The sequence below is a fragment of the Streptomyces javensis genome (genome assembly GCF_039525925.1).
Classification (GTDB): domain Bacteria; phylum Actinomycetota; class Actinomycetes; order Streptomycetales; family Streptomycetaceae; genus Streptomyces; species Streptomyces asiaticus.
The window spans coordinates 28,478-55,475 of the sequence record NZ_BAAAIF010000016.1; the positions used below are offsets into that span (position 1 = coordinate 28,478).

Genomic DNA, 26,998 nt, shown 5'->3' on the forward strand with positions numbered 1-26,998 from the left:
TACAGTTTACCCAACCTGTCCACGCCGCCGACACATCCCAGGTACCTTGACGTCTAGTCATCGACTCGTTGAATCCTTAAAGTCCGGGCACATGCTCACCAATGATCGTCTCGGCCCGCTCAGCCGCTCGCGCACCCTGGCCCCCCCGGGCTGGAGCCGCTGGCTGGTGCCGCCCGCCGCCCTGGCCGTCCATCTCTCGATCGGCCAGGCCTACGCGTGGAGCGTGTTCAAGCCGCCCCTGGAGTCCTCGATGGACCTCTCGGGCACGGCCAGCGCGCTCCCCTTCCAGCTGGGCATCGTGATGCTCGGCCTGTCCGCCGCCTTCGGCGGCACGCTCGTGGAGCGCAACGGCCCGCGCTGGGCGATGTTCGTCTCCCTCGTCTGCTTCTCCTCCGGCTTCCTCGTCGCCGCCCTCGGCGCCGCCACCAGCCAGTACTGGCTGGTGGTCCTCGGCTACGGCTTCATCGGCGGGATCGGTCTCGGCATCGGCTACATCTCCCCCGTCTCCACGCTGATGAAGTGGTTCCCCGACCGGCCCGGCATGGCCACCGGCATCGCCATCATGGGCTTCGGCGGCGGAGCGTTGATCGCATCGCCCTGGTCCAGCAAGCTGCTGGAGCACTTCGGCACCGACAACGGCGGCATCGCCGCCACCTTCCTGGTCCACGGCGTGACCTACGCGGTGTTCATGACCCTCGGCGTACTGCTGGTGCGCGTACCGCCCGAGGGCTGGCGGCCCGCCGGCTGGGAACCGCCGCAGGAGCAGGGGCACATGATCAGCGCGGCCGACGTCTCCGCGCGCAACGCCATCCGCACCCCGCAGTTCTGGTTCCTGTGGGTGGTGCTGTGCATGAACGTGACGGCGGGCATCGGCATCCTGGAGAAGGCCGCGCCCATGATCGGCGACTACTTCAAGGACACCGACACCCCCGTGTCCGCCACCGCGGCGGCCGGTTTCGTCGCCCTGCTGTCGGCGGCCAACATGGCCGGGCGGCTGCTGTGGTCGTCCACCTCCGACCTCATCGGACGCAAGAACATGTACCGGGTCTATCTGGGCGTGGGCGCGCTGATGTACCTGGCCATCTCACAGCTCGGCGACTCCTCCAAGCCGCTGTTCGTGGTGTGCGCCCTGGTGATCCTCTCCTTCTACGGCGGCGGCTTCTCGACCGTTCCGGCGTATCTGAAGGACCTGTTCGGCACGTACCAGGTGGGCGCGATCCACGGCCGGCTGCTCACGGCGTGGTCGGTGGCCGGGGTCCTCGGCCCGTACATCGTCAACAAGGTGGCCGACCACCAGGAGGAGGCGGGGAAGACCGGCCCCGGGCTGTACTCGCTCTCGCTCACCATCATGATCGTGCTGCTGGTCGTCGGCTTCGTCGCCAACGAGCTGATACGGCCGGTCCATCCGCGCTTCCACGAACCGGCCCCCGCGGCGGCCGAGTCCGAGGCCGCTCCCGCCGAGAAGGGAGGGGACCGATGACCGAGCCCACAAAAGACCGCACCGCGCTGACCGTGGCCGTCTGGGCCTGGGTGGTGCTGCCCTTCGGGTACGGGGTCTACGAACTCGTCCAGAAGGCCACCCAGCTCTTCACCGGCTGAGCCCGCTCCACCGACTGAGCTCTCCACACGGTCCGAGGTCCCATCGCCCGGAGGCCGGAGAGGGGTTGAGGTGTCGTCCGACTCCTTGACCCCCTTCTCGGGCATACTGTATTCAATATTCAGTCGACGATACCCGGACGCTCGGTCCCTTCACGTCGCACCACGCGGCGTGACCGCCGTAAGGAGCCCGTCGTGGCCCGTAACCGCCAGCGCAACCGACAGCAGAAGCAGTACCCGCGGCTCACCCATCCCCTGGTGCGCGACTCGGTGAGCGGAGAGCTCCGCCGCGCCTCCTGGGACGAGGCGCTCAGCCGGGCCGCCGCCGGGTTCCGGGCCGTGACGGCGGCCCACGGGCCCGACGCGTTCGGCATGTTCTCCTGCGCCCGCGCCACCAACGAGATGAACTACGTGGCCCAGAAGTTCACCCGGGTGGTGATCGGCACCAATAACGTCGACTCCTGCAACCGCACCTGCCACGCGCCCAGCGTCGCGGGGCTGTCCGCCGTCTTCGGCTCCGGCGGCGGCACCTCGTCGTACGCGGAGGTCGAGGACACCGACCTCATCGTGATGTGGGGCTCCAACGCCCGCTTCGCGCACCCGATCTTCTTCCATCACGTCCTCAAGGGCATCCGCAACGGCGCCCGGATGTACGCCGTCGATCCGCGCCGCACCTCGACCGCCGAATGGGCGGAGAGCTGGCTGGGGCTCAACGTGGGCACCGACATCCCGCTCGCCCACGCCGTGGGCCGCGAGATCATCCACGCGGGGCTCGCCAACCGGGCCTTCATCGAGCGCGCGACCACCGGGTTCGAGGAGTACGCGGCCCATGTGGAGCCGTGGACGCTGCGCGTCGCGGAGAAGGTCACCGGGGTCCCGGCGGACGCCATCCGCGACCTCGCGCACGCCTATGCCACCGCCGAGCGCGCCCAGCTGTGCTGGACGCTCGGCATCACCGAGCACCACAACGGCACCGACAACGTACGGGCGTTGATCAATCTCTCCCTGCTGACCGGTCATGTCGGCCGGTACGGCTGCGGACTCCAGCCGCTGCGCGGCCAGAACAACGTGCAGGGCGGCGGCGACATGGGCGCCATCCCCAACCGGCTGCCCGGCTTCCAGGACATCCTGGACCCGCCCGTCCGGTCCAAGTTCGAGCGCGCCTGGGACGTGGTCATCCAGCCGCGTTACGGGCTGAACCTCACCGAGATGTTCGAGGCCATGGAGGCGGGCGAACTGCGCGCCGTCTACTGCATCGGCGAGAACCCGGCCCAGTCCGAGGCCGACACCGAGCAGGCCGTCCGGCGGATGGAGTCGCTGGAGCACCTGGTGGTGCAGGACATCTTCCTCACCAGGACCGCCGAGCTGGCCGATGTGGTGCTCCCGGCGACCGCCGGCTGGTGCGAGACGGAGGGCACCACCACCAACAGCGAGCGGCGCGTCCAGCGGGTGCGCAAGGCCGTGGAGCCGCCGGGCGAGGCGCGCGAGGACATCGACATCATCTGCGAGCTGGCGCGGCGGCTGGGCCACGACTGGAAGTTCGAGGGCGCGGAGGAGGTCTGGAACGAGCTGCGCGACGTCTCCCCGGACCACTTCGGCATGACCTACGAGCGGCTGGAGGAGCACCAGGGCATCCAGTGGCCCTGCCCCAGCACCGACCGTCTCGAGCCCACCTATCTGCACGGCCGCCTGTGGGAGGACGATCCGGCGCTGCGCGGTCCGCTCGCCCCCTTCGGACCGGTGAAGCACGATCCGCCGGTCGATCTGACCGATGACGCCTTCCCGATCCGGCTCACCACGGGGCGGCGCTTGGACTCGTACAACACGGGGGTGCAGAGCGGGGGTTTCGCCTCTCCGCTGCGGCGGGGCGAGTACGTCGAGCTGTGCCCGGAGGACGCGGCCCGCTACCGGGTGGAGGCCGAGGAGCGGGTGCGGGTCACCTCGCGGCGCGGTTCGGTGGTGGCGCCGGTGTGGATCGATCCCGGGCTGCGGCCGGGGCTCGCCTTCATGACCATGCACTTCCCCGACGAGGTGGACACCAACTCCCTGACGATCGAGGCGAACTGCCCCATCGCGGGAACGGCGGAGTTCAAGGCGTCGGCCATAAGGATCGAGAAGATTCCCGTGACCGCCGTAAGGAGCTGATCGTGGATCTGCGGTTCGGTGACAGCAAGCCCACGGACGAGGAGCGGGCGGCGGTCGACGCGCTGCTCGGCCCGCCCGAGTCCGCCTGGGAGGGCGCGGACGACCGTACGGACACGGATCTGCGCTGGGCGCGCGGCGGCCGCGAGGCACGGGAGCGGCGCGATCTGCTGCTGCCCGGACTGCACGCCCTCAACGACCGGGTGGGCTGGATCAGCGAGGGCGGCCTGGACTATCTGTGCCGCCGGCTGACGGTCCCTCCGGCCGAGGGCTACGGGGTGGCGACCTTCTACGCGATGTTCGCGGTGAAACCCCGTCCGGCGACCGTCGTCCACGTCTGTACGGACCTGGCGTGCGCGGCCCGGGGCTCCGCCCAGGTGTGCGCGGAGCTCGAACGGGACGTGGGCCCGGCGGGCTCGGCGGGGTCCGGGGCCGTCTGGCAGCCCAGCCCCTGCCTGGGCCTGTGCGAGCGCGCCCCGGCGGCCCTGGTCCTCCGCGCGGGCGAGGCGCCGCAGGCCGCGGTCGTCGCCCCCGCCACCGCCCGGGCGGTCGCCGACGCGGCGTCGGCACCGCACGAGGCGGCGGCCGAGCCGCCCGCCGTGGCCGCGGTCCCCCAGACCGGCGCCGACGGCCTGGTGCTGCTGCGCCGGATCGGGGCGGTCGACCCGGGGTCGCTCGACGACTACCGTGCCCACGGCGGATACGCCGCTCTGCGGCGCGCGTTCGCGATCGGGCCCGCCGGGGTGATCCGGGAGGTGACCGAGGCGGGTCTGGTCGGGCGGGGCGGGGCCGCGTTCCCGACCGGGCGTAAGTGGTCGGCCACCGCCCAGCAGCCCGACCATCCGCACTACCTGGTCTGCAACGCCGACGAGAGCGAACCGGGCACCTTCAAGGACCGGGTCCTGATGGAGGGCGATCCCTACGCCCTCATCGAGGCCATGACCGTCGCGGGCTACGCCACCGGGGCCCACCGCGGCTATCTGTATCTGCGCGGCGAGTACCCCCGGGCGCTGCGCCGGCTGCGCACCGCCATCGACCGGGCCCGGGCCCGTGGCTTCCTCGGTAAGGACGTCATGGGCCAGGGGTTCGCGTTCGACATCGAGATCCGGCGCGGCGCGGGCGCGTACATCTGCGGCGAGGAGACCGCGATCTTCAACTCGATCGAGGGGCGGCGCGGTGAACCGCGCAGCAAACCGCCCTTCCCGGTCGAGAAGGGGCTGTTCGGCAAGCCGACCGCGGTCAACAACGTGGAGACCCTGGTCAATGTGTTGCCGATTCTGATCGAGGGCGCGCAGGCGTACGCACGTACCGGCACCGGCACCTCGACCGGCACCAAGCTGTTCTGCGTCTCCGGCACGGTCGCCCGGCCCGGCGTCTACGAGCTGCCGTTCGGGGCGACGCTGCGGGAGCTGCTGGAGCTCGCGGGGCCGCCCGAGACCCTGCGCGCGGTGCTGCTCGGCGGCGCCGCGGGCGGCTTCGTACGCCCCGACGAGCTGGATGTGCCGCTGACCTTCGAGGGCACGCGCGCCGCGGGCACCACGCTCGGCTCGGGGGTGGTGCTGGTGCTGGACGAGGGCGTCGAACTGCCGCGCATCCTGCTGCGCATCGCGGAGTTCTTCCGCGACGAGTCCTGCGGCCAGTGCGTCCCCTGCCGGGTGGGCACCGTACGGCAGGAGGAGGCGCTGCACCGGCTCAAGGACCGTACGGGCGCCGCCGCGGCCGGGGACATCGCGCTGCTGCGCGAGGTCGGCCAGGCCATGCGGGACGCCTCGATCTGCGGTCTGGGCCAGACCGCCTGGAACGCCGTGGAGTCCGCCATCGACCGCCTGGGAGCCTTCAAGTGACCGCGATACCGCTGCGACCCCCGCGCCGACTGGTCGACCTCACCCTGGACGGCGAGCCGGTGCGCGCCCCGGAGGACAGCACCCTGCTGGACGCGTGCCGCGCCGCGGGCAAGGACATCCCGACCCTGTGTCAGGGCGACACGCTCACCCCGAAGAACGCCTGCCGGGTGTGTGTGGTGGAGGTGGAGGGCGCCCGCACCCTCGCCCCCGCCTGCTCCCGCCGGGTGGAGCAGGGCATGGAGGTGCGCACGGACACCGAGCGGGCCCGGCACAGCCGTAAGGTCGTCCTGGAGCTGCTGGCCTCCTCAACCGATCTGTCCACGACCCCGCGCGCCGCCGAGTGGATCGAGGAGTACGGGGCCGAGCCGGACCGGTTCGGCGCGGCCGCGGCCCGGATGGACGAGGAGCCGAAGGTCGACAATGACCTGTACGTCCGCGACTACGACAAGTGCATCCTCTGCTACAAGTGCGTGGACGCCTGCGGTGACCAGTGGCAGAACACCTTCGCGATCGCGGTCGCGGGCCGTGGCTTCGACGCCCGGATCTCCACCGAGCACGACGCGCCCCTCACCGACTCCGCGTGTGTCTACTGCGGCAACTGCATCGAGGTCTGCCCGACCGGCGCGCTGAGCTTCAAGACGGAGTTCGACATGCGGGAGGCCGGGACGTGGGACGAGGCGGCCCAGACGGAGACGACCACGGTGTGCGCCTACTGTGGTGTGGGCTGCAATCTCACCCTCCATGTGCAGGACAATGAGATCGTGAAGGTCACCTCGCCGCACGACAACCCCGTCACGCACGGGAACCTGTGCATCAAGGGCCGATTCGGGTACCAGCACGTACAGAACCACGCACAGAACCGGGACTGATCGACATGGGACGGGTCACCGAGCGACGCCGCGTCATCCGCATCCGGGACGGGGCGGTCAGCACCCGGCCGGACACCCTCGTGGCGGAGGAGCCGCTGGAGATCCGGCTGAACGGGAAACCGCTGGCCATCACCATGCGCACACCGGGCGACGACTTCGCCCTCGCCGCCGGGTTCCTGGTGAGCGAGGGCGTCCTCGGGCGCGCGGACGAGCTGGCGAACATCGTCTACTGCGCGGGCGCGACCCAGGACGGTTCCAACACCTACAACGTGGTGGATGTGACGCTGGCGCCGGGCGTGCCGGTCCCGGACATCACGCTCGAGCGCAATGTCTACACGACGTCGTCCTGCGGTCTGTGCGGCAAGGCCAGCCTGGACGCGGTGCGGACGACCGCGCGCTGGCCGCTGGCGGACGGGCTCGGCGACGGGGCGGCCGCCGGGGGCTCCGCCGTCCGGATCGAGCCGGAGACGCTCTCCGTGCTCCCTGACCGGCTCCGCGCGGCGCAGCGCGTCTTCGACCGGACCGGCGGTCTGCACGCGGCGGCGCTGTTCAGCCCGGACGGTGAGCTGCTGGACCTGCGGGAGGACGTGGGGCGGCACAACGCGGTGGACAAGCTGGTGGGGCGGGCGCTCCAGCAGGGCCTGCTGCCGCTGTCGGGATCGGTGCTGATGGTCTCCGGGCGCGCCTCCTTCGAGCTGGCGCAGAAGGCCGTGATGGCGGGGATCCCGGTGCTGGCGGCGGTGTCGGCGCCCTCCTCGCTGGCGGTGGATCTGGCGGCGGAGACGGGGCTGACCCTGGTCGGCTTCCTCCGCGGCACGTCGATGAACGTGTACGCGGGCGAGCAGCGGCTCGCCCTGCGGACAGCGGTCGGCGGGGCCTGAGAGCGGTCCGCCCGCTGCACGGGTTGGCGGGCCGGCCGACGGGGAGCGCCCCCTGCGTCGGCCGGCCCCTACCGGGTCCGGTGGGCTTTCACTCGAAAGCGTTCTTGACCGCTCGTTCTGGTTAGGTGTTAGGGTTGGGGCATGGCCAGAACGAAGGAATTCGATCCAGAGGCCGCCCTCCAGTCGGCTCTCGAGCTGTTCTGGCAGCGCGGCTATGAAGCGACCTCGATGGCGGACCTCGTCGACTACCTCGGCATCGGCCGCGCCAGTATCTACGCGACCTTCGGCAGCAAGCACGAGCTGTACCTGAAGGCCATGGACCGCTATGCGGAGACGCGCGACCCGTCCCTGCTCGCCGAGCTGTCCCAGCCCGGCCCCGCGCTGCCCGCGGTGCGGGCGGTGGTGCGCCGCTTCGCCGAGGAGGCCGCCTCTCCGGAGCTGCGGCTGGCCGGCTGCCTGGTGACCAACACGGCGGCCGAGCTGGCGCCGCACGACCCGGCGGCGGCCCGCCGGGTGGAGCTCAGCTGGGACCGCGTGGAGACCCCGCTGTGCTCCGCGCTGATACGGGCCCAGGCCCAGGGCGAGCTCCCCGAGGACCGCGACCCCCGCGCGCTGGCGCGGATGCTGTTCGTGCTGCTGCAAGGGCTGCGGGTGGTCGGCAAGGCGTCGGACGACCCGGCCCGGGTGCGGGACGCGGCGGAGCAGGCGCTGGCACTGCTGGACTGATCTCTCACGATCACTGGAGTCACACAGAGCCCATTCGCATGCCCTCATATTAAAACGATCGGTCAAATATTGGGGGAAAGATGACCGTCACCGCCACCCCGTACGACAGCGATACCGACACCAACACAGACACAGCCCCCGACCCCACCACCATCACGACCCACCGTCGCCGGGCCTTCGCCCTGCTCGGCTCCGTCCAGATCACCCTGATCTTCACGCTCGCGGCGATCGCCGTGCCGCTGCCCGAGATCGGCCGGGCCTTCGGCCTGGAGCGGGCCGACCTGATCCTGCTCAGCGCCGCCTATGGGCTGACCTTCGCCGGGCTGCTGCTCTTCGGCGGACGTCTCGCCGACCGCCACGGCGGGCGGCGGGCCCTCACCGCCGGGCTCCTCCTCTTCGCCGCCGCCTCGGCCGCCGCCCCGTTCGCCCCCGGTATCGGGACCCTGCTCGCGGCCCGGTTCGCCCAGGGCGCAGGGGCGGCCCTGATAGCGCCCGCCGCCATGACGGTGCTGCGCGCCGTCTTCCCCGCTCCCACCGCCTACGGCAAGGCGATGGCGACCTGGGGTGGGCTCTCCGTGCTCGGCGCCACCGCGGGCAATCTGCTCTCCGGCGTCATAGCCGAGCTGCTGTCCTGGCGCTGGAGCTTCGCCGTACCGCTGGCGGTGGCCGTGTCCGCCCTCGTCCTGGCGCCCCGGCTGCTGCCGGACACCCCGCCGAGCCGGGGCCGGGCCCTCGATCTGCCGGGCGCGCTGCTGGCCACGGCCGGGATCACGCTCGCCAGTTATGGGCTCGTGGCCACCGACGCCCTGCCCTGGTCGTCGGCCGGGGTGCTGGTGCCCCTGCTCATCGGGGCCGTGCTGCTCATCGCGTTCTGGTACGCCGAGCGCCGGGCGGGCGACCCGCTGCTGCCGCCCCGCTTCCTGCTGGACCGGCGGCGGGCGCTCGCCCTCGCGGCGATCGCGTTCAGCGCCTGCGCGACCGCGATGACCTTTGTGACCCTCTCGCTCCATCTCCAGACGGACCGTGAGTGGTCGCCGCTGCGGACATCGGCCGCCTTTGTGCCGTTCGCCATCGCCCTGCTCGCCTCGGGCCGGGCGGCCGGGCCGCTGATAGCCCGCTTCGGCCCCCACGTCGTCACCGCCGCCGGGCTGGCCACGGCCGGGGCCGGGCTGGTGCTGCTCGCCCTCACCGGGCTCGACCCGCACGCCGCGTATGCCTCAGCGCTGCTGCCGGGGCTGGTGCTGCTGCCGGCCGGGGCCGCCGCCTCCTTCGCCGGGGCCGCCGTGCTCACCACCCATGGGGTGCCGCATGAGCGGACCGGGCTCGCGGGCGGGGTGCTGAACACCGCGATGGAGCTCGGCCCGACCGTGGTCTTCGCCATCGTGCTCACCTTCGGCAGCGATGCCGTCTCCCTCGCCGCGACGGGGGCCGCGCTCGCCCTCGTCGCCGCCCTGAACCTCCGCGTCCAGCGGAGCCGTCCGTCCCGTCCCTCCTCCCTTCCTCAAGGAGCCACGCAGTGAACCGCTTCACCGGAAAGACCGCCCTCGTCACCGGAGCGGGCAGCGGTCTCGGCCGTGCCATCGCGCTCGCCTTCGCCGCCGAAGGCGCCTCCGTGGTGGCCGCGGGCCGTACCGAATCCACCCTGGCCGAGACGGTCCGCCTCATCGAGGCCGCCGACGGCCGGGCCGCCGCCGTGACCGCCGATGTCACCGACTCCGGGCAGCTGCGGGAGCTGGTGCACAGCACCGTCGCCCGCTTCGGCGGACTGGACATCGCCGTCAACAACGCCGGGATACTGCGCGGCAACGGGCCCATCGGCGAGGTCAGCGAGGAGGACTGGGAGGCGGTGCTGCGCACCAATGTCACCGGTGTCTGGCTGGCCATGAAGCACCAGATCGCGCATATGAAGGAGCATGGCGGCGGGGCGATCGTCAATGTCTCCTCCAACCTGGGAGCCCATCTGCGGGTGTCCGGCCTCGGCGCCTACAGCACCTCCAAGGCGGCGGTCGCCACGCTGACCCGGATCGCCGCGCTCGACCACATCCACCAGGGCGTCCGGATCAACGCGGTCAGCCCCGGCGCCTCCGACGGCCCCATGTCGCTGCGGCCGGGTGAGACCGAGGCCGACCGCGCCGAGCGGGCGAAGAGCGAGACTCCGCTGGGCCGGGTGGCGGAGGCGGACGAGATCGCGGCGGCCGTGCTCTACCTCGCCTCACCGGCGGCGGGAGCCGTGGTCGGCACGGATCTCGTGGTGGACAGCGGCTCATCGGCCTGACCGGCCCCGAGCGCCCGGCCGGAGCCCGGCCGAAGCCGACCGGAGCCCGGCCGAAAGCCGATCGAACTCCTGACGGAGCCCAACCGAAAAGCCGACCGGAGCCCAGCCGGAGTCCGGCCATGGGGCTGTCCCCACCCGAACCCCGGGGGCTTGCCGCATGGCTGGGACACCACCGCCCCCGGAAGCTGGTGAGACATGAACGCACCCACGAAGCGCCCTCGCTTACGCCTCGTCACGGCCGCCGCCGTCACCGCCGCCCTCCTCGGCGGTGCGGCCGCGGTCCCGGCCGCCGCCACCACGGGGTCGAAAGCCGGTCCCGGCTCCTCCGCCGCCGACTCCACCAGCGCAGCCGACTCCGCCACCTCCACCACCTCCACCGGCTCCGCCACCTCCACCGGCCACCGGCTCACTGAGGCCGAGTTGCGGCGCGCGGTGGCCCGGACGCTGGAAGAGGCCGGATTCATCGGCATCACCGTGGAGGTGCGCGACGGTCACCGCCGGATCCACGCCCGCGCGGGCGAGGCGGAGCGCGGCACCGGCCGCCCCATGCCCTATGGGGCGCACTACCGGGCCGCGAGCGTCACCAAGTCCTTCGTGGCCACGGTCGTCCTCCAACTGGTCGCCGAGGGGCGGCTCTCGCTGAGCGATCCGGTGGACACGTGGCTGCCGGGCGTGGTGAGCGGCAATGGCAACGACGGCCGCCGGATCACCGTCCGGAATCTGCTCCAGCACACCAGCGGCATCCACAACTACGCCTACAGCGACGACACCGGCGACTCGGCGGCGGACTTCGAGCGGACCCGGTTCGACCATGTCTCCCCCGAGCAGGTGGTCGCCGGGGCCATGAAGCACCGGCCCGACTTCCCGCCCGCCCCGGCCGATGACCCGGAGCCCGACTGGAACTACTCCAACCCCGGCTATGTTCTCGCCGGAATGATCATCCAGAAGGTCACCGGACGGGCCTGGCCGGAGGAGGTCCGCGACCGCGTCATCCGCCCGCTGGGCCTGACCGGCACCTCCGAGCCCGGGGACGACCCACGGATCAAGGCCCCGTACGCCCATACGTATCAGCGCTTCCCCAGCTCCGACAGCTGGACGGACACCACGCTGCGGAACGTCTCCTGGGGCGGTGCGGCCGGTTCCCTCATCACCACGGACCGCGATCTGGACCGGTTCTACACCGCCCTGTTGAGCGGCCGTCTGCTGCCCCCGGCGCAGCTGGCCGAGATGCGCCGCACGGTCCCCGTCGGACCGGACTTCGAGGTGGCCTTCCCGCACGCCCAGTACGGGCTCGGGATGATACGCCAGCCGCTCAGCTGCGGCGGCTACCGCTGGGGCCACGGCGGCGACCTCGAAGGGGCCACGGTGCGCACCGGCTTCACCGAGGGCGGGCGGCGCTCGGTGACCATCAGCTCCAGTGGCAAGACCGCCGATGACGAGCAGCTGCTCCGGGCCGAGCGGGTCATGCAGGGCCTTGTCGACCGGGTTCTGTGCGAGGGGATTGGAGGCCGTAAACTCTGACACTCATTAGAGGGTTCGGAGGCTGATGGCCGCGAGGAGGAGGCCCATGCGGATCGGCGAGCTGTCCCGCCGCACCGGGGTGAACGAACGGCTGCTGCGCTACTACGAACAGCAGGGTCTCCTCCGGCCCGAGCGGCTGCCCAGCGGCTATCGCGCGTACCGCGCGTCCGATGTGGCGGTGGTGCGGCGCATCCGCGCGCTACTGGCGGCCGGGCTGTCGACGGCGACCATCTCCCAGGTCCTGCCCTGTCTCCGCGACGACGGTGAGCACCTCGTACCCACCTGCCCGGACCTGCTGGGCGAACTGCGCGCCGAGCGGGACCGGATGACCTCGGCCATCGAGGAGCTCGAGCTGTCCCGGTCGCTGCTGGACCGGGTCATCACGGCGGGCCAGACGGCCATGAACTGACCGAGGCGGGGCGCCGTCCGGGGGCGGGCACCGTCCCCCTCGCGCCCCGTCCTCACCTCAACTGGCGTAGCGTCACGAGGATATGACGCACGGTCCTTGTCCCGGGCGACCGCAGGACGAGACACTTTCAGCCGCAGTCATGTGTGAGACATGGGATGTCTTGATGTCCTGACGGCATGATGCCTCATGGCGTGATGCCCGACGGCCTCGACGTCCAGATGCCGATGCCTCAACGAGGCAGTCTGAAGGGCAGGCCGTGACCATGGCGTCAGTTCTCCGCACACGTCCCCGCAGCAGACCACCCCGCTCCCGTACCAGACCGTGGCGGTGCCGCGCCGCCGTGCTCCTCACCGCCGCGGCGCTGGCCCTGATCCCGCTTCCGGTACGGGCCGCGGACACGGATTCCTCCGCGTCCGCGGCCCGCGCCGACTCCGGCGCCAGCTCCGACTCCGGCTCCGGCTCCACCGCCGACTCCGGCTTCGAACAACAGGTCCTCTTCAAGTCTGCCCAGGAACAGGGCTACTCCTGCTTCCGGATCCCGGCGGTCGTCAAGGCCAAGGACGGCACCCTGCTCGCCTTCGCCGAGGGCCGGGTCGACAACTGCGGTGACGCCGGGGACATCGATCTGGTCCTCAAGCGCTCCACCGACGGCGGCCGCACCTGGGGCCCGCTCCAGGTGGTCAACGACGGCAACGGTGACACCCACGGCAACCCCGCGCCCATCGTGGACCAGCGCACCGGCCGCATCGTGCTCGCCAGCACCTACAACACCGGCCGCGACGACTCCCAGAGCTGCGACATCCCCTGTGACCGCTCCCCGCACCTCCAGTACAGCGACGACAACGGCGCCACCTGGTCGGCGCCGCGCGATCTGAGCTCCTCGCTGATGCCGGCCCAGTGGAACTCCTGGTACGCCACCGGCCCCGTGCACGGCATCCAGCTCCAGCGCGGACGCCACAAGGGCCGGCTGGTCTTCACCCTCAACACCGAGAGCTTCAGCGGCGGCCGCATCACCGACAACCACGCCGCGCTCGCCTACAGCGACGACGGCGGCGACCGCTGGCGCATCGGCGCGGTGGACAGCTATCCGCTCGCGGAGGACGGCACCTTCCGCCAGAAGCCGTCCGAGATGACGCTGGTGGAGCGGGCCGACGGCTCGATCTACGTCAACGGCCGGGAGCAGGACGGCACCGATCTCGGCCACCGCGACTACACCATCAGCCGGGACGGCGGCCAGAGCTTCACCGCGCCCTTCCGTACCATCCCCGATCTGCCCACCCCCCAGGTGCAGGGTTCGATCCTGCGGCTGCGCGACCCGGCCCGCGACGGCTACAGCCGACTGCTCTTCTCCGCCCCCGCCGACCCCGACCGCCGTCGCACCATGATGGTCCGCTCCTCCTGGGACGAGGCCCGCAGCTGGGACGGTGTGGACCGGGGCAAGGTCGTCACCACCGACTGGTCCGGCTACTCGGACATGGTCGCGATCTCCCGCGACACGGTGGGGCTGCTGTACGAGGGCGGTGCGGTCGACGCCCGTGACGAGATCCGCTTCGCCCGCTTCACCGAGGACTGGCTGGGCTCCCGCCGACCGCCCTCCCCCACCACCGACGACCGCGCGCCCGGCGCCCGGTCCGCGACCGTGCTCGGTGGCGCCGCCAAGCGCGACGACGGCCGCTTCGGCGACGCGCTGTCCTTCGACGGTACGGACGACGCCGTACGGGTCCCGTACCGGAACGCCCTGCCGCTCGGCACCCGCGACTTCACCGTGAGCCTGTGGTTCCGCTACTCGGCCGCCTCCGGGCAGCATCCGTTCCTGTGGATGGGCGGCATCGGCAACAAACAGCCGCAGGTCTGGCTGCGGGGTGAGCCCGGGAGCAACCGGATCCGGGCGCTGATGACCACGGTCAACGGTTTCGCCACCTTCACCAGCGCCTCGGTGTCCACCGACGCCGCCTACAACGACGGGCAGTGGCACCACCTCGCCCTGGTCCGCAGCGGCGGACGGCTCTCCCTCACCGTGGACGGGGGCACCGCGGTCACCGCCCCCGATGCCCCGGGCACCGTGAGCCGCACCGCGCCCTTCGGCCTCCATCTCGGCCAGGCCGTGGACAGCCGGTCCTCTATGACGGGCGATCTCGATGAGTTCCGCCTGTACGCCCGCGCCCTGTCCGACACCGAACTGCGCCGCGTCCGCGAGTTCAACGCCCCGCTCGACGACCCCCACTCCGGCGCCCTCGTCCACCTCCCCCTCGACCGCGTGCGGTCCCCCCACGACTAGACGACATCGAACTCATTGCCCTCCGGGTCCTGGAGCAGCACCGCGTAGTGCTCCATCTCGGGCTTGTCCATGATCTGTACGACCGTGGCTCCGGCCTCCTTCAGCCGGTCCACGGTCGCCGTGACGCGCTCGGTGCGGACCGCGAGGGGCACATCCCGCCCACCGCCCACCTTCAGATCGAGATGCAGCCGGTTCTTGGTCACCTTGGGCTCCGGAACCTGCTGGAACCACACCCGCGGACCCTGCCCCTCCGGATCCACGATGGACTCCGGGGTCTCCCCGACCCCGGGGGGCAGCTCCTCCGCGGGCACTCCCATCTCCGCCCAGTACTCCCGCCAGGTGGCGTGGCCGCCCGGCGGGGGCTCGGGCACATAGCCCAGGGCCTCGGACCAGAAGGCCACCATCCGGCGTGGCTCGGCACAGTCGATGGTCAGTTGCAGCGTGAGCGTCGTCATGTCCGAAGCCTCCCAGAGGGGTCTGACAACGGGGCCCGGCGCGGTGGGTCCCGCGAAGCGGTGCCCGGCGGATCGTGTCGCAGCGGCGGGCTGCTTCCCCCTCCCCGCCCCTTCCCGAAACTGGGGCTCCGCCCCAGCACCCGGAGCCTTAACGCCTGGCAGCGGCTGCTCCGCCCATCGATATGCGGCTCCGCCGCGTGGTCCGCCGGTCCTCCGCTAGGGTGTTCGGCCGTGACCGAAGCCGACTTCCTCCACTCCACCCGGGCGTCCTACGACGCCATGGCCCTCGACTACGACGAGCGCTTCCGCGATGAGCTGGCGGCCCAGACCCTGGAACGGGCGGTGTTCGCCGGTTTCGCCGAGCTGGTGCGGAACGCCGGGGGCGGACCGGTGGCCGATGTGGGCTGCGGACCGGGCCGGGTGACCGCGCATCTCCACGGTCTGGGACTGTCCGTGTACGGGATCGACCTGTCGCCGCGGATGGTGGAGCTGGCCCGGCGGGAGCATCCCGGGCTGCGGTTCGAGGAGGGGTCGATGCTGGCCCTGGACATCCCGGACGGCACCCTCGCCGGCGTGGTGGCGTGGTACTCCACGATCCACATTCCGCAGGAGCGGCTGCCGGATGTGTTCGCCGAGTTCCACCGGGTGCTGGCGCCCGGTGGATACGCGCTGGTGGGCTTCCAGGTGGGCGATGAACAGCGGGACTACACGGAGGCGTTCGGCCACAAGGTGTCGCTGACCTTCCGCCGGTGGCAGCCGGACCGGATCGCCGAGTTGCTCGCCGGGGCCGGACTGCCGGTCCGCGCCCGGACGTTCCGGGAACCGGAGCGCTGGGAACCCACCCCGCAGGCGTCCCTCATCGCCCGCAAGCCGCTGCCGCCCGCCGGAGAGGGAGACGGGGACGGGGACGGGAACGCGGACCGGACCGCCGGAAACCCGGCCGCCACAAGCTGACGTCAGACGCGGGTCAGCGCGGCGTCGCCCGCGCTGTCCGCAGGAGCCGGAGACCGCGGCCCCGCTTCGGCTTCCGCCACCGCCGCCTCCGGCGCCCGCGCCGCGAAGCGGCGGGCCAGCACCGCGCAGACCATCAGCTGCATCTGGTGGAAGAGCATCAGCGGCAGCACCGCCAGGCTCGCCTGGGCGCCGAAGAGCACGCTCGCCATCGGCAGCCCGGCGGCCAGGCTCTTCTTCGACCCCGCGAACACGATCGTGATCCGGTCCTCGCGGACGAAGCCCAGCTTCCGCGAGCCGTACGAGGTGAGCGTGAGCATCACCGTGAGCAGGACCGCCTCGACGCCGAGCAGGATCGCCAGCCGCGCCGGGGTCACCTGGTGCCAGATGCCCCGGACCATGCCCTCGCTGAACGCCGCGTAGACCACGAGCAGCACCGAGCCCCGGTCCACCAGCCGCAGCACCGCCCGGTGGCGCGAGATGAAGCCGCCGATCCAGCGGCGCAACAGCTGCCCGGCGAGGAAGGGGGCCAGCAGCTGAAGCCCGATCTTGATCATCGAGTCGGCCGAGAAACCGCCTCCGCTGCCGCCCAGCAACAGCGCCACCAGCACCGGCGTGACCACCACGCCGAGCAGGCTGGAGAAGGACCCCGCGCAGATCGCGGCGGCCACATTGCCCCGGGCGATCGAGGTGAAGGCGATGGAGGACTGGACCGTGGAGGGCACCAGGCACAGGAAGAGCAGCCCGGTGTAGAGGGGGTGCGTCAGCACGTACGGCACCAGGCCGCGCGCGGCCAGACCGAGGGCCGGGAAGATGACGAAGGTGCACACCAGCACGGTCAGATGGAGCCGCCAGTGGCGCACCCCGTCCAGCGCCTCCCGGGTGGAGAGCCGGGCGCCGTAGAGGAAGAAGAGGAAGGCGACCGCGACCGTGGTGGCCCCGTCGGTGATGGTGGCGGCCCGGCCGCTGACCGGGAGGAACACGGCGAGCGCCACGGTGCCGATGAGTCCGAGGATGAAACCGTCCACGGGGAGCCAGGAGGGGAGGGCAATCCTGCGGAGTGCGATCCTGCGGAGTGCGATCCTGCGGAAGTGCGGGCGGTGCGGCATTCGTTCTCTTTCTGGCCTGGCGTGGACACGGACGGGGCCCGTTCCATGGTGCTCCCGATCAAGGCCATCGGGAATCCCGTATACCGCTCTGACTGTCATCGCGTCCCGTGATGGCCTCGGCGTACAGTGGCGCCATGTACGACCCCGCCCAGCTCCGGACGTTTCTCGCGGTGTCCCAGACCCTCAGCTTCACCCAGGCCGCCGACCGCCTCGGAGTGCGCCAGTCCACCGTGAGCCAGCAGGTCCGCAAGCTGGAGGCGGCCGTGGGGCGGCAGCTCTTCGCCCGCGACACCCACGGGGTGGAGCTGACCGAGGACGGCGAGGCGATGCTGGGGTTCGCCCGCTCCATCCTGGAGGCGAACGAGCGAGCGGCGAGCTGGTTCCGGGGCACCCGGCTGCGCGGCCGGCTGCGCTTCGGCGCCTCGGAGGACTTCGTGGTCACCCGGCTGCCGGAGATCCTGGAGGGGTTCCGCCGCGATCACCCCGAGGTGGACCTGGAGCTCACCGTCGAGCTGTCGGGCACCCTGCACGAGCGGCTGGAGGCGGGCAAGCTGGATCTGGTCCTGGCCAAGCGGTCCGAGGACCGGCCGGGCGGGCAGCTGGTGTGGCGGGACCGGCTGGTGTGGATCGGCGCCGAGCGGCTGCGGCTGGATCCGGACCGTCCGCTCCCTCTGATCGTCTTCCCGCCGCCCGGGCTCACCCGGGCCCGCGCGCTGGATGTGCTGGAGCGACACGGCAGGTCATGGCGGATCGTATGCACCAGCGGCAGTCTCAACGGACTGGTCGCGGCGGCCCGCGCCGGGCTCGGGGTGATGGCCCACACCCATGGCCTGATTCCGCCCGGCCTGGCGCCGGTCCCCGAACGGGCCGGGCTGCCCGACCTCGGCCCGGTGGATTTCGTACTGTTGTACGGGAAGCGTCGGCAGGAGGGCGCCTCGCACGCCGCCGCGGAGCGACTCGCCGCCGCGATCCTGGCGGGGCCTGTGCCACGATCGGAGAGATTTCGTGCAGAAGACCGTTACATATGAGCCACACACGCGGCGCATAGGACCAGACTCCACGCAATCCGCCCTCGCCAGCGCCTGATTGATACCCTTTCACCTCACTGTCCGCCCGGCATTCCGTACGTTCCGGGCACAAAACACCTCTCCCGCATCCGGGGCCGGATCGGGTACGGTCGCGGCGCTGTGCCCAGCGGCTTCAAGGAGCAGGTATTGCGCGAGTTCACCGTCCCCCCGTTGGCGACGCCGCCTCAGGCCGGAGGACTGGCGGACGCCGTCTTCGACCATGCGGAATCCGACCCCCACCGGGTTGCACTGGCGCGCAAAACGGCGGACGGCGGCTGGCAGAACGTGACCGCGGGCCAGTTCCGGGACGAGGTGACGGCGCTCGCCAAGGGCCTGCTCGCCCGTGGTGTCCGGTTCGGCGACCGCGTCGCCATCATGTGCCCCACCCGCTATGAGTGGACGCTCTTCGACTTCGCCCTGTGGAGCGTCGGCGCCCAGAGCGTCCCGCTGTACCCCACCTCCTCCGCCGAGCAGGTCTGCTGGATGCTGCATGACGCGGGGGTCTCAGCGTGTGTGGTGGAGCACGAGGACCATGCGATGACGGTCGGCTCGGTGGTCAACCGGCTGCCGCATCTGCGGCAGCTGTGGCAGCTGGACGCGGGGGCGCTGGAGGAGCTGCTGGCGGCCGGGGAATCCGTCGAGGACGATCTGGTGGAACGGCACCGGCTGGCCGTGACCCCCGAACAGCCCGCGACCATCATCTACACCTCGGGCACCACCGGCCGCCCCAAGGGCTGTGTGATCACCCACGCCAATCTGATGGCGGAATGCGACAACATCGTCGAACGGTACGAGGAGGCCTTCCACTCCAAGCGGGGCGACGAGGCCGCCACCCTGCTCTTCCTCCCGCTCGCCCATGTCTTCGGCCGGATGGTGGAGGTCGCCGCCATCCGCGGCAAGGTCAAGCTCGGCCACCAGCCCAAGCTCTCGGCCGCCGCGCTGCTGCCCGATCTGAAGACGTTCCGGCCGACCTTCATCCTCGCGGTGCCGTACATCTTCGAGAAGGTGTTCGCGGCGGCGCGCCGCAAGGCCGAGGCGGAGGGCAAGCTGGGGGTGTTCGAGAAGGCCGTGGACGTGGCGGTGCGGTACGCGGAGGCGCAGGAGGCCAAGGCGTTCGGCACCGGGCCGGGCCCGGGCGCCGGACTGCGGATGCAGCACCAGTTCTTCGAGAAGGCCGTCTACGTCAAGGTGCGCGCCGCGATGGGCGGCCGGGTGCGGCACGCGATGTCGGGCGGTTCGGGCATGGAGCGGCGGCTGGGCCTGTTCTTCGCGGGCGCGGGCGTCATCATCTACGAGGGCTACGGCCTCACCGAGTCCACCGCCGCCGCCACCGCCAACCCGCCCGAGCAGACCCGCTTCGGCACGGTCGGGGTGCCGATCCCCGGCACCACGGTCCACCTCGCCGACGACGGCGAGGTGTGGGTGCGCGGCGGCCAGGTCTTCGAGGGCTACCTCGGCGACCCCAAGGCGACCGACGCGGTGCTGCGCGACGGCTGGCTCGCCACCGGCGATCTGGGCACGCTGGACGACGACGGCTATCTCACCATCACCGGGCGGAAGAAGGAGATCCTGGTGACCTCCAGCGGCAAGTCGGTCTCCCCGGCGGGTCTGGAGGAGCGGGTGCGGGCGCATCCGCTGGTGGCCCAGTGCCTCGTGGTGGGCAATGACCGCCCGTATGTCGCGGCGCTGGTCACCCTGGACTCGGAGGCGGTCGCGCACTGGCTGACGATGCGCGGCAAGCCCGAGCTGCCGCCGGGCGAGCTGGTCCGGGACCCCGATCTGGAGACCGAGATCCGGCGGGCGGTGGTCGCGGCGAACACCACCGTTTCGCAGGCGGAGTCGATTCGTACGTTCCGGATACTTGCCGCGCAGTTCTCCGAGGAGCATGGTCTGCTGACGCCGTCGCTGAAATTGAAGCGAAAGGCCATCGAACAGGCGTACGCCGTCGAGGTCGAGGCGCTGTACAACACCTGAGCCGCGAAGGGGGCACGAAATGATCGATGTCATTCTCCCCGAACTTCCCGAACGCGAACTGGCCCTGCTGTCCGAGGAGACACCCCAGCCCAGCGGCCCGAGGCTGGCCGGGCGGGTGGTCCTGGGCGGGCCGGTGGCCTTACCGGTCACGGCCGACCTCGTCGGGACGGATCCGGAGCTGCTGGACTTCCTGCGCGCCGAGGCGGACAACGCCGTCTATCACCTGGTGCATCTGTCGGTGACCTGCGCCCGGGACGCGCCGGACCCCGCCCTGCACTCGGTCAACCTCGACCTCAGCCTCACGGCGGAACCGGTGCGACGGGGTACCGCGGTCTTCCAGCCGGTGGCCTGGTCCATGACCCCGCGCCAGCTCACCGCCGAGGTGAGGGCGTCGGCGCCCGCGGCCCACCTCGGCCCGCGGCTCGGATTCCAGGACGGTGGCGACACCGCCTTCGGCGAGCGGGTCTGTCTGGAGGCGCGGCGGGAGCTGCGGTCCGATCCGGGCTGGGAGATCCGGCACACCTCCGCGGTGCGCATCGGGGGCACGTACCGGCTGGCCATGGTGGTACGGGCGCCGCGCGGGGCGGTGAGCCGGGCGGCCGTCGCGGTGGGCGCGACGGTGCGCGAGGGGCACACCCTGCACCGCTTCCGGGAAGAGCTCGAGGAACCGCTGCGCCTGGCCGCGCTTCAGTAGGGACGGAACGCGGGATCCGAACGCGGGGACGCAAGCGGGGGGGGCACACAGCGGTACGAACACGGGCGAGGAGCGACGGAACACGGTGGACGGCCAGGACGGTGACGGGCATCCGGCGCTGACGACCGAGGAGACCGAGGAGTTGGCGCGGGTCTTCCCGCCCGGCCCGTCCGCCGTTGCGCTGCTGCGCAGAGCGGGCTTCCCCGCCGAGCACATACCGGCGGCCGCCACGACCGCCGGGGAGTTCTGGTCCGCGGTTGCCGGGGCGGTCGCCGCGGGCCGGGTCACGGACGGCAGACTGCGCGTCCTGGCCGCCGCCCGCGTCGGCTTTCCGCACAACGAGGTGTTCCGCGCGGCCTTACGGGAGCGGCCGGGCGGAGGCGGGGCCCGGCGGGTGCTGGTGACCGGCGCCGCCCCGGGCGGCCAGGAGTTAGCCGCCGTCCGGCGGGCGGCCCGCGGCGTCCTCACGGTGGACCGGTGCCCCGCGGCGGCCGCCACCGATCTGCGGCGGATCCTCACCGTACGCCCGGATGTGCTGCATCTGGTCTGCCGCCGGGAGGGGCGCACGCTGGTCTTCGAGGACGGCGACGGGCGGGCGCATCACACACCGGCCGCGCACCTGGCCGAGCTGCTGGCCGTCTACCGCCGGCTGACCGGCGCCCCGCTGCCCGGTGTGGTGCTCGGCTGCCCCGAAGGCGCGCCGCTGGCCGCGCTCTTCGCCGGGGCGGCCGAGGTGGTGGTGGCCCACCGCGGGCCGCTGGACGGCGCGGCGTCGGCGGCCTTCGCGGGCGGGCTCTACGGTCTGCTGGGCGAGGCGCCCACGCTGGAGCGGGCGGCGCGGCGGGCGGCGGAGCGCATCGGACGGGACGGGGGCGGCGTGCTGATCCTGCGCGGAAGTCCCTGGTAACGGAAGTCCCTGGTAACGGAAGTCCCTGGTGAACGGGAATGACGGCAGGCCGTTGATCGTTGTATCAGTTGGAAGGACGTAATCCACATCCGACGTAAGGATCGACTGCTCGTGAGCAAGGTCCCCTTCATCACGCTCAACAACGGCGTACGGATGCCGCAGCTCGGCTTCGGTGTCTGGCAGATCCCGGACGACGAGGCGCAGGTCGCGGTGCGCAACGCACTGGACGCCGGGTACCGCAGCATCGACACCGCCGCGATATACGGGAACGAGGAGGGCACGGGGAAGGGCGTCGCCGCGTCGGGCATCGCGCGCGACGAGCTGTTCATCACCACGAAGCTCCAGAACGCCGACCAGGGGTACGACTCGACCCTGCGCGCCTTCGACACCTCGCTGACCAAGCTGGGCCTGGAATACGTGGACCTCTACCTGATCCACTGGCCGCTGCCCGGGGTCGACAAGTACGTGGACACCTGGAAGGCGTTCGAGAAGATCTACGCCGAGGGCCGCGCCAAGGCCATCGGCCTGTCCAACTTCCACCCCGCCCACACCCAGCGGCTGCTCTCCGAGACCTCGATCGTCCCGGTGATCGACCAGATCGAGCTGCACCCGCAGCTGCCGCAGGCGGAACTGCGCGCGTTCAACGCCCGGCATGACATCGCCACCGAGGCGTGGTCCCCGCTCGGCCAGGGCAAGGGCCTGCTGGAGGACCCGAAGCTGGCGGCGATCGCCGAGAAGCACGGGAAGTCCCCGGCCCAGGTGGTGCTGCGCTGGCACCTGGACCTCGGCAATGTGGTGATCCCCAAGTCCGTGACCCCGTCGCGGATCAAGGAGAACATCGACGTCTTCGACTTCCAGCTGGACTCCGAGGACCTGGCGGCGATCGACTCCCTCGAGACCGGCGTCCGTCTGGGCTTCGACCCCGAGACCTTCAACGGCTGAGTCCGAGCGCTCCGCCGCCCCGCCCCGTCGCGTCCCCCGCGGCGGGGCGGACCCGTATCCACGGCGAAGCCGTCCGTACCCGCCGTCGTCCACCGAGCGGGGCACGTCTCCGGCAATTACGCTTGGCGCCCAGATGGGCACACAGCGTGACCACGCCCCTAGCCGAGGAGACCGAAGATGTCCCGCAGACGCCGTCACGGCCTTGAGCTGGCCGCCGGTTGCACCGTCGCGATAGCCGCCCTCTTCCTGGGGAGCGGCATACCCGCGGTGGCCGACCCCGGTGAACCCTCCCCCCGCCCCCGGAGGGAGGTGCCCCCCGAGATGCTGGCCTCGATGCAGCGCGATCTGGGCCTGACGGCCGATGAGGCGCGGATGCGGATATCCAACGAGTACCGGGCCGGAGAGGCCGAACCGGGGCTGCGCAAGAGCCTGGGCAGCTCCTACGGCGGCGCGTGGGTGTCCGGCAACACCGCCGAACTCACCGTGGCCACCACCGACAAGGAGCAGAGCGCCACCATCATGGCCGGCGGCGCCAAGCCCGCCGTCGTCAAGCACAGCCTCAAGGCCCTCGTCGACGCCAAGCAGGCCCTGGACCGCGCCGCCTCCGAGCGCCCCCCGGCCACCGATGTCGCCTCCGCCTGGTACGTGGACGTCAAGACCAACAGCGTCGTGGTGCAGTCGGCCGAGCCCACCGAGGCGGCCGCCTTCGTCGCCGCGAGCGGCGCGGACCGCGAGGTGGTACGGATCGTGGAGTCGGCCGAGCGGCCGAGCCCGCTGTACGACCTGCGCGGCGGCGAGGCGTTCTACATCAACGACGCCGCCCGCTGCTCGATCGGCTTCTCGGTGACCAAGGCCGAGCAGAACGGCTTCGTCACCGCGGGCCACTGCGGCAGCCAGGGCGACACCACCGCCGGCTTCAACCGGGTGGCGCAGGGCACCTTCCAGGGCTCCAGCTTCCCCGGCAACGACTACGCATGGGTGGCCACCAACGCCGACTGGACCCCGCAGCCGTGGGTGATCGGCCCCGAGGGCACCAACGTCACCGTCACCGGCTCCCAGGAAGCGCCGGTGGGCTCGTCCGTCTGCCGCTCCGGTTCGACGACCGGCTGGCACTGCGGCACCATCCAGCAGCACGACACCAGCGTGCAGTACCCCCAGGGCACGATCCGGGGGGTCACCCGCACCAATGTCTGCGCCGAGCCGGGCGACTCCGGCGGCTCGTTCATCTCGGGCAGCGAGGCGCAGGGCGTCACCTCCGGCGGCTCCGGCAACTGCACCGTCGGCGGCACGACGTACTACCAGCCGGTGAACCCGATCCTGACGACCTACGGGCTCACCCTCACCACCGGCTGACGCCGGGCGCCGAGGCCGCCGCGGTCGAGCTGACCGCGGTGGCCTCACGCGTGTGAACGGCACACCTTGACGTGTTCGGAGCACCTTGACGTGTTCGGAGCACCTTGACCAATCCGCACCCGTCCGGGCGACGAATGAGGTACGACACCTCCGTGTGCGCCGCATCGTTCCCGGAAGGACGGCCCGTGAGAGAACCCGTGTACATCGGCGGCCCCGCCGCGCGCGGACCAGACCTCGAAGAGTTGCTCCAGATGGTGGCCCGGGGGGACCAGAACGCGTTCGGCGCCCTCTACGACGCCGTCAGCGGGCCGGTCCTGGGGCTGACGCGCAGTCTGCTGCGCGACCCGGCCCAGGCCGAGGAGGTCACCCAGGAGGTCCTGGTCGAGGTGTGGCGGTCCGCGGCGCGGTTCGAACCGGGCCGGGGCAGCGCCATGTCCTGGATCATGACGGTGGCGCACCGGCGCGCCGTGGACCGGGTGCGCTCGGCGCAGGCCGCCTCCGACCGCGAGGAGCGCGCCGCGCTGCTGTCCCGCACCCCGGCGTTCGACGAGGTGACCGAGCAGGTGGAGGCCAGGCTCGAGCGCGAGCAGGTGCGCCGCTGCATGCGGACGCTGACCGAGCTCCAGCGGCAGTCGGTGACGCTCGCCTACTACCGGGGCCGCTCCTACCGTGAGGTGGCGGAGCTGCTGTCGCTGCCGCTCGGGACCGTGAAGACCAGACTCCGGGACGGGCTCATCCGGCTCCGGGACTGCATGGGGGTCGGCGCATGACCAGAGCGGATCTGCACACCTTGACCGGGGCGTACGCGGTGAACGCCCTGTCGGGGCGGGAGTTGAGCGAGTTCGAGCGGCATCTGGCGGTCTGTGACGCCTGCCGTCAGGAGGTGCGGGAGCTGCGGGAGACCGCCACCAGGCTGGCGGTGGCCACGGCCCTGACCCCGCCGCCGACGATGAAGGACGATGTGCTGCGGCGGATCGCCACCGTCCGCCAGGAGCCGCCCCGGGTGGCGGCGCGGGAGGCCCGGGAGTCCCACGCGGGCCCCCGGCGGCGCACCGGGCGGCGCGCGATGAACTTCGCGCTGGCGGCCTGTGTGGCCGCGGCCGCCGTATGCGGTGGGGCCGCGGTGTGGCAGTACCGGCAGGCGTCCGACGCCCGTGACACCGCCCGCCGCTCCGAGCAGCGGGTGGCCCAGGCGGAGGAGCTGACCCAGGTGCTGGCCGCGCCCGACGCGCGCAGCCGCAGCGGCCGGATGACGGACGGCTCGACCGGCACGGTGGTGGTCTCGCGCGGGCTGAACAAGGCGGTGTTCCTCGCCTCCGGGCTGCCCGAGCCGCCCGCCGGGCGGATCTACCAGCTGTGGTTCAGCGACGGCGGCACGATGCGCCCGGCCGGTTTGATGGACTCCTCTGGCCGGAGTACGGCGGCGGTCATGAGCGGCGCGGTGGGGAAGGCTTCGGCCATGGGGGTGACGGTCGAACCCGCCGGGGGGTCGAAGGCCCCGACGAGCGATCCCCTGGTCCTGTTGACGTTCCCCTCGACGTGAGCGAGCCATAACAGCCGATATCGGGTGACACGGGGCGCGAAGTGGCCGATCCGCGGGACCGGGTGGGGTAAGGGAGAGGGATGAGCGCGTCCCTCTCCGTCTTCACCTCCGATCTGCGGCTGTCCGACAACCCCGTGCTGCGCGGCGCGCTGCGCTCCGCCGAGCGGGTCGTGCCGCTGTTCGTCGTGGACCGCGGTCTGGCCGGGACGGGGTTCGCGGTCCCCAACCGGGTGGCGTTCCTCGCGGACGCCCTGGCCGATCTCGACGCGGGGCTGCGCGAGCGCGACGGTCGGCTGGTGGTCCGCCGGGGGGACGCGGTGGCGGAGATCCTGCGGGCGGCGCGGCAGGCGGACGCGGACGAGGTGCACATCGCGGGCGGGGTGAGCGGCTACGCCGCCCGCCGCGAGCGGCGGCTGCGCGAGGCGCTGGAGGCGGACGGACGGCGGCTGCGGGTGCACGGCGCGGTGGTGACGGCGGTGGAGCCGGGCGAGGTGACCCCGGCGGGCAAGGACCACTTCGCGGTCTTCACCCCGTACTTCCGCGCCTGGCAGCGGGCGGGGCTGCGGAAGCCGCTGAGCGCGCCGCGCACGGTGAGCGTGCCGTCCGGACTGCGCTCGGAGCCGGTGGCGGCGGTCACCTCGCTCGCCTCCGGCAGCCCCTCCCCCGGGCTGCCCGAGGGCGGGGAGACGGCGGGCCACCGGCGGGTGCGCTCCTGGTGGCGGTCGGGCTTGGGGAGTTACGCCGACCGGCAGGACGACCTGGCGGGCGACGCCACCTCCCGGCTCTCCCCGTATCTGCACTTCGGCTGTCTGTCCCCGGTGGAGCTGGTGCACCGGGCGCGGAAGGCGGGTGGCGCGGGCGCCGACGCCTTCGTGCGGCAGCTGGCCTGGCGGGACTTCCACTACCAGGTGCTGGCCGCCCGGCCGGACGCCTCGTACGCCGACTACCGCTCGCGGGGCGACCGGTGGCGCGAGGACGCGGCGGAGGTCGCGGCCTGGAAGGCGGGCCGCACCGGCTATCCGCTGGTGGACGCGGGGATGCGGCAGCTGCGCCACGAGGGCTGGATGCACAACCGGGCGCGGCTGCTGGTGGCGAGTTTCCTCACCAAGACGCTCTACCAGGACTGGCGGATCGGCGCCCGGCACTTCCTGGAGCTGCTGGTGGACGGGGATGTGGCCAACAACCAGCTGAACTGGCAGTGGGTGGCGGGCACCGGGACCGACACCCGCCCGAACCGGGTCCTCAATCCGCTGGCGCAGGCCCGGCGGTTCGACCCGGACGGCGCGTATGTGCGGCGCTGGGTGCCGGAGCTGGCCGGGGTGACCGGCTCCGGCGTCCATACGCCCTGGCGGCTGCCGGAGGCCGAGCGGGACCGGCTGGAGTACCCGGACCCGATCGTGGACCTCCAGGAGGGCCTGGCCCGCTTCCAGCACGCCCGGGGATGACCCGGCGTGGCCGGCCC

At 72.0% G+C, this 26,998-nt stretch carries 24 protein-coding genes; 22 read left to right on the plus strand and 2 right to left on the minus strand.

The features are described from left to right. Positions 1-91: 91 nt before the first annotated feature. From ABD329_RS16860 to ABD329_RS16915, 12 genes are all read left to right on the plus strand, one after another. A complete protein-coding gene (locus tag ABD329_RS16860; RefSeq protein WP_198278339.1) occupies positions 92-1,480 on the plus strand; it encodes an L-lactate MFS transporter in 1,389 nt (462 codons plus the stop codon). Continuing rightward, positions 1,477-1,599: an MFS transporter small subunit gene (locus ABD329_RS16865; RefSeq protein ID WP_256653775.1), complete on the plus strand. Its 123-nt coding sequence runs from the start codon at positions 1,477-1,479 to the stop codon at positions 1,597-1,599. The genes ABD329_RS16860 and ABD329_RS16865 overlap by 4 nt, the downstream gene beginning before the upstream one ends. A gap of 192 nt (positions 1,600-1,791) precedes the next feature. Continuing rightward, positions 1,792-3,741: a molybdopterin oxidoreductase family protein gene (locus ABD329_RS16870; RefSeq protein WP_198278338.1), complete on the plus strand. Its 1,950-nt coding sequence runs from the start codon at positions 1,792-1,794 to the stop codon at positions 3,739-3,741. 2 nt (positions 3,742-3,743) lie between these two features. Next, the gene (locus ABD329_RS16875) at positions 3,744-5,582 is read left to right on the plus strand and encodes an NAD(P)H-dependent oxidoreductase subunit E (protein ID WP_198278337.1); all 1,839 of its coding nucleotides are present in this window, start codon (positions 3,744-3,746) and stop codon (positions 5,580-5,582) included. After that, positions 5,579-6,451 carry a 2Fe-2S iron-sulfur cluster-binding protein gene (locus ABD329_RS16880; protein WP_198278336.1) on the plus strand — a complete coding sequence of 291 codons (873 nt, stop codon included), beginning with the start codon at positions 5,579-5,581 and terminating at the stop codon, positions 6,449-6,451. Before ABD329_RS16875 ends, ABD329_RS16880 begins: the two co-directional genes overlap by 4 nt. Positions 6,452-6,456: 5 nt before the next feature. Beyond that, a complete protein-coding gene (gene fdhD / locus ABD329_RS16885) occupies positions 6,457-7,332 on the plus strand; it encodes a formate dehydrogenase accessory sulfurtransferase FdhD (RefSeq protein ID WP_198278335.1) in 876 nt (291 codons plus the stop codon). 141 nt (positions 7,333-7,473) lie between these two features. Continuing rightward, entirely contained in the window at positions 7,474-8,058 is a 585-nt protein-coding gene (locus ABD329_RS16890) for a TetR/AcrR family transcriptional regulator (RefSeq protein WP_198278334.1), read from the plus strand. An 80-nt stretch (positions 8,059-8,138) separates the two neighbouring features. Continuing rightward, positions 8,139-9,578, plus strand: coding sequence for an MFS transporter (locus ABD329_RS16895; protein WP_198278333.1), 1,440 nt, complete (start codon positions 8,139-8,141; stop codon positions 9,576-9,578). After that, positions 9,575-10,333, plus strand: a complete 759-nt coding sequence (locus ABD329_RS16900; protein ID WP_198278332.1) for an SDR family NAD(P)-dependent oxidoreductase — start codon at positions 9,575-9,577, stop codon at positions 10,331-10,333. The genes ABD329_RS16895 and ABD329_RS16900 overlap by 4 nt, the downstream gene beginning before the upstream one ends. Before the next feature lie 195 nt (positions 10,334-10,528). Next, on the plus strand, positions 10,529-11,854 hold the full coding sequence (locus tag ABD329_RS16905) for a serine hydrolase domain-containing protein (RefSeq protein WP_344316565.1): 1,326 nt from the start codon (positions 10,529-10,531) through the stop codon (positions 11,852-11,854). Between the two features lie 46 nt (positions 11,855-11,900). Then, complete coding sequence (locus ABD329_RS16910) at positions 11,901-12,263, plus strand: MerR family transcriptional regulator (protein WP_198279068.1); 363 nt, start codon at positions 11,901-11,903, stop codon at positions 12,261-12,263. A gap of 262 nt (positions 12,264-12,525) precedes the next feature. Beyond that, positions 12,526-14,541 carry an exo-alpha-sialidase gene (locus ABD329_RS16915; RefSeq protein ID WP_246618718.1) on the plus strand — a complete coding sequence of 672 codons (2,016 nt, stop codon included), beginning with the start codon at positions 12,526-12,528 and terminating at the stop codon, positions 14,539-14,541. On the opposite strand, the gene ABD329_RS16920 is transcribed toward ABD329_RS16915, so the two are convergent. Continuing rightward, the gene (locus ABD329_RS16920) at positions 14,538-14,996 is read right to left on the minus strand and encodes a VOC family protein (RefSeq protein WP_198279066.1); all 459 of its coding nucleotides are present in this window, start codon (positions 14,994-14,996) and stop codon (positions 14,538-14,540) included. The two genes, ABD329_RS16915 and ABD329_RS16920, sit on opposite strands and share 4 nt — an antisense overlap. A 231-nt stretch (positions 14,997-15,227) precedes the next feature. On the opposite strand from ABD329_RS16920, the gene ABD329_RS16925 reads away from it, so the two are divergent. Further along, positions 15,228-15,950: a class I SAM-dependent DNA methyltransferase gene (locus ABD329_RS16925; RefSeq protein ID WP_309142808.1), complete on the plus strand. Its 723-nt coding sequence runs from the start codon at positions 15,228-15,230 to the stop codon at positions 15,948-15,950. 2 nt (positions 15,951-15,952) lie between these two features. Here ABD329_RS16925 and ABD329_RS16930 read toward each other — a convergent pair whose 3' ends face one another. Then, a complete protein-coding gene (locus ABD329_RS16930) occupies positions 15,953-17,056 on the minus strand; it encodes a bile acid:sodium symporter family protein (protein ID WP_198279065.1) in 1,104 nt (367 codons plus the stop codon). 134 nt (positions 17,057-17,190) lie between these two features. Between ABD329_RS16930 and ABD329_RS16935 the strand changes: the two genes are divergently transcribed. The 9 genes from ABD329_RS16935 (at position 17,191) to ABD329_RS16975 (ending at position 26,981) form a co-directional block, all read left to right on the plus strand. Beyond that, a complete protein-coding gene (locus ABD329_RS16935) occupies positions 17,191-18,084 on the plus strand; it encodes a LysR substrate-binding domain-containing protein (RefSeq protein WP_182468685.1) in 894 nt (297 codons plus the stop codon). 186 nt (positions 18,085-18,270) lie between these two features. Continuing rightward, positions 18,271-20,097 (plus strand): AMP-dependent synthetase/ligase, encoded by a 1,827-nt coding sequence (locus tag ABD329_RS16940; RefSeq protein WP_198279064.1) that lies wholly within the window; start codon positions 18,271-18,273, stop codon positions 20,095-20,097. Between the two features lie 19 nt (positions 20,098-20,116). Beyond that, a complete protein-coding gene (locus tag ABD329_RS16945; RefSeq protein WP_198279063.1) occupies positions 20,117-20,791 on the plus strand; it encodes a hypothetical protein in 675 nt (224 codons plus the stop codon). 85 nt (positions 20,792-20,876) lie between these two features. Next, on the plus strand, positions 20,877-21,698 hold the full coding sequence (locus tag ABD329_RS16950) for an effector-associated domain EAD1-containing protein (protein ID WP_198279062.1): 822 nt from the start codon (positions 20,877-20,879) through the stop codon (positions 21,696-21,698). Between the two features lie 111 nt (positions 21,699-21,809). Continuing rightward, complete coding sequence (locus ABD329_RS16955; protein ID WP_309142807.1) at positions 21,810-22,640, plus strand: aldo/keto reductase; 831 nt, start codon at positions 21,810-21,812, stop codon at positions 22,638-22,640. Positions 22,641-22,817: 177 nt separating this feature from the next. After that, positions 22,818-23,993: a S1 family peptidase gene (locus tag ABD329_RS16960; protein ID WP_344316568.1), complete on the plus strand. Its 1,176-nt coding sequence runs from the start codon at positions 22,818-22,820 to the stop codon at positions 23,991-23,993. Between the two features lie 185 nt (positions 23,994-24,178). Then, a complete protein-coding gene (locus tag ABD329_RS16965; protein ID WP_044568962.1) occupies positions 24,179-24,763 on the plus strand; it encodes a sigma-70 family RNA polymerase sigma factor in 585 nt (194 codons plus the stop codon). Continuing rightward, positions 24,760-25,536, plus strand: coding sequence for an anti-sigma factor (locus ABD329_RS16970; protein ID WP_344316570.1), 777 nt, complete (start codon positions 24,760-24,762; stop codon positions 25,534-25,536). Before ABD329_RS16965 ends, ABD329_RS16970 begins: the two co-directional genes overlap by 4 nt. An 80-nt stretch (positions 25,537-25,616) precedes the next feature. Then, positions 25,617-26,981 (plus strand): cryptochrome/photolyase family protein, encoded by a 1,365-nt coding sequence (locus ABD329_RS16975; RefSeq protein WP_344316571.1) that lies wholly within the window; start codon positions 25,617-25,619, stop codon positions 26,979-26,981. Positions 26,982-26,998: the final 17 nt, after the last annotated feature.

Bases quoted from the DNA above. Each gene is read 5' to 3' on its own strand.
- ABD329_RS16945 (WP_198279063.1), top strand. From the start codon at position 20,117: ATGATCGATGTCATTCTCCCCGAACTTCCCGAACGCGAACTGGCCCTG.
- ABD329_RS16860 (WP_198278339.1), top strand. From the start codon at position 92: ATGCTCACCAATGATCGTCTCGGCCCGCTCAGCCGCTCGCGCACCCTG.
- ABD329_RS16890 (WP_198278334.1), top strand. From the start codon at position 7,474: ATGGCCAGAACGAAGGAATTCGATCCAGAGGCCGCCCTCCAGTCGGCT.
- fdhD (WP_198278335.1), top strand. From the start codon at position 6,457: ATGGGACGGGTCACCGAGCGACGCCGCGTCATCCGCATCCGGGACGGG.
- ABD329_RS16865 (WP_256653775.1), top strand. From the start codon at position 1,477: ATGACCGAGCCCACAAAAGACCGCACCGCGCTGACCGTGGCCGTCTGG.
- ABD329_RS16970 (WP_344316570.1), top strand. From the start codon at position 24,760: ATGACCAGAGCGGATCTGCACACCTTGACCGGGGCGTACGCGGTGAAC.
- ABD329_RS16930 (WP_198279065.1), bottom strand. From the start codon at position 17,056: ATGCCGCACCGCCCGCACTTCCGCAGGATCGCACTCCGCAGGATCGCA.
- ABD329_RS16895 (WP_198278333.1), top strand. From the start codon at position 8,139: ATGACCGTCACCGCCACCCCGTACGACAGCGATACCGACACCAACACA.
- ABD329_RS16910 (WP_198279068.1), top strand. From the start codon at position 11,901: ATGCGGATCGGCGAGCTGTCCCGCCGCACCGGGGTGAACGAACGGCTG.
- ABD329_RS16905 (WP_344316565.1), top strand. From the start codon at position 10,529: ATGAACGCACCCACGAAGCGCCCTCGCTTACGCCTCGTCACGGCCGCC.
- ABD329_RS16915 (WP_246618718.1), top strand. From the start codon at position 12,526: ATGGCGTCAGTTCTCCGCACACGTCCCCGCAGCAGACCACCCCGCTCC.
- ABD329_RS16975 (WP_344316571.1), top strand. From the start codon at position 25,617: ATGAGCGCGTCCCTCTCCGTCTTCACCTCCGATCTGCGGCTGTCCGAC.
- ABD329_RS16935 (WP_182468685.1), top strand. From the start codon at position 17,191: ATGTACGACCCCGCCCAGCTCCGGACGTTTCTCGCGGTGTCCCAGACC.
- ABD329_RS16960 (WP_344316568.1), top strand. From the start codon at position 22,818: ATGTCCCGCAGACGCCGTCACGGCCTTGAGCTGGCCGCCGGTTGCACC.
- ABD329_RS16920 (WP_198279066.1), bottom strand. From the start codon at position 14,996: ATGACGACGCTCACGCTGCAACTGACCATCGACTGTGCCGAGCCACGC.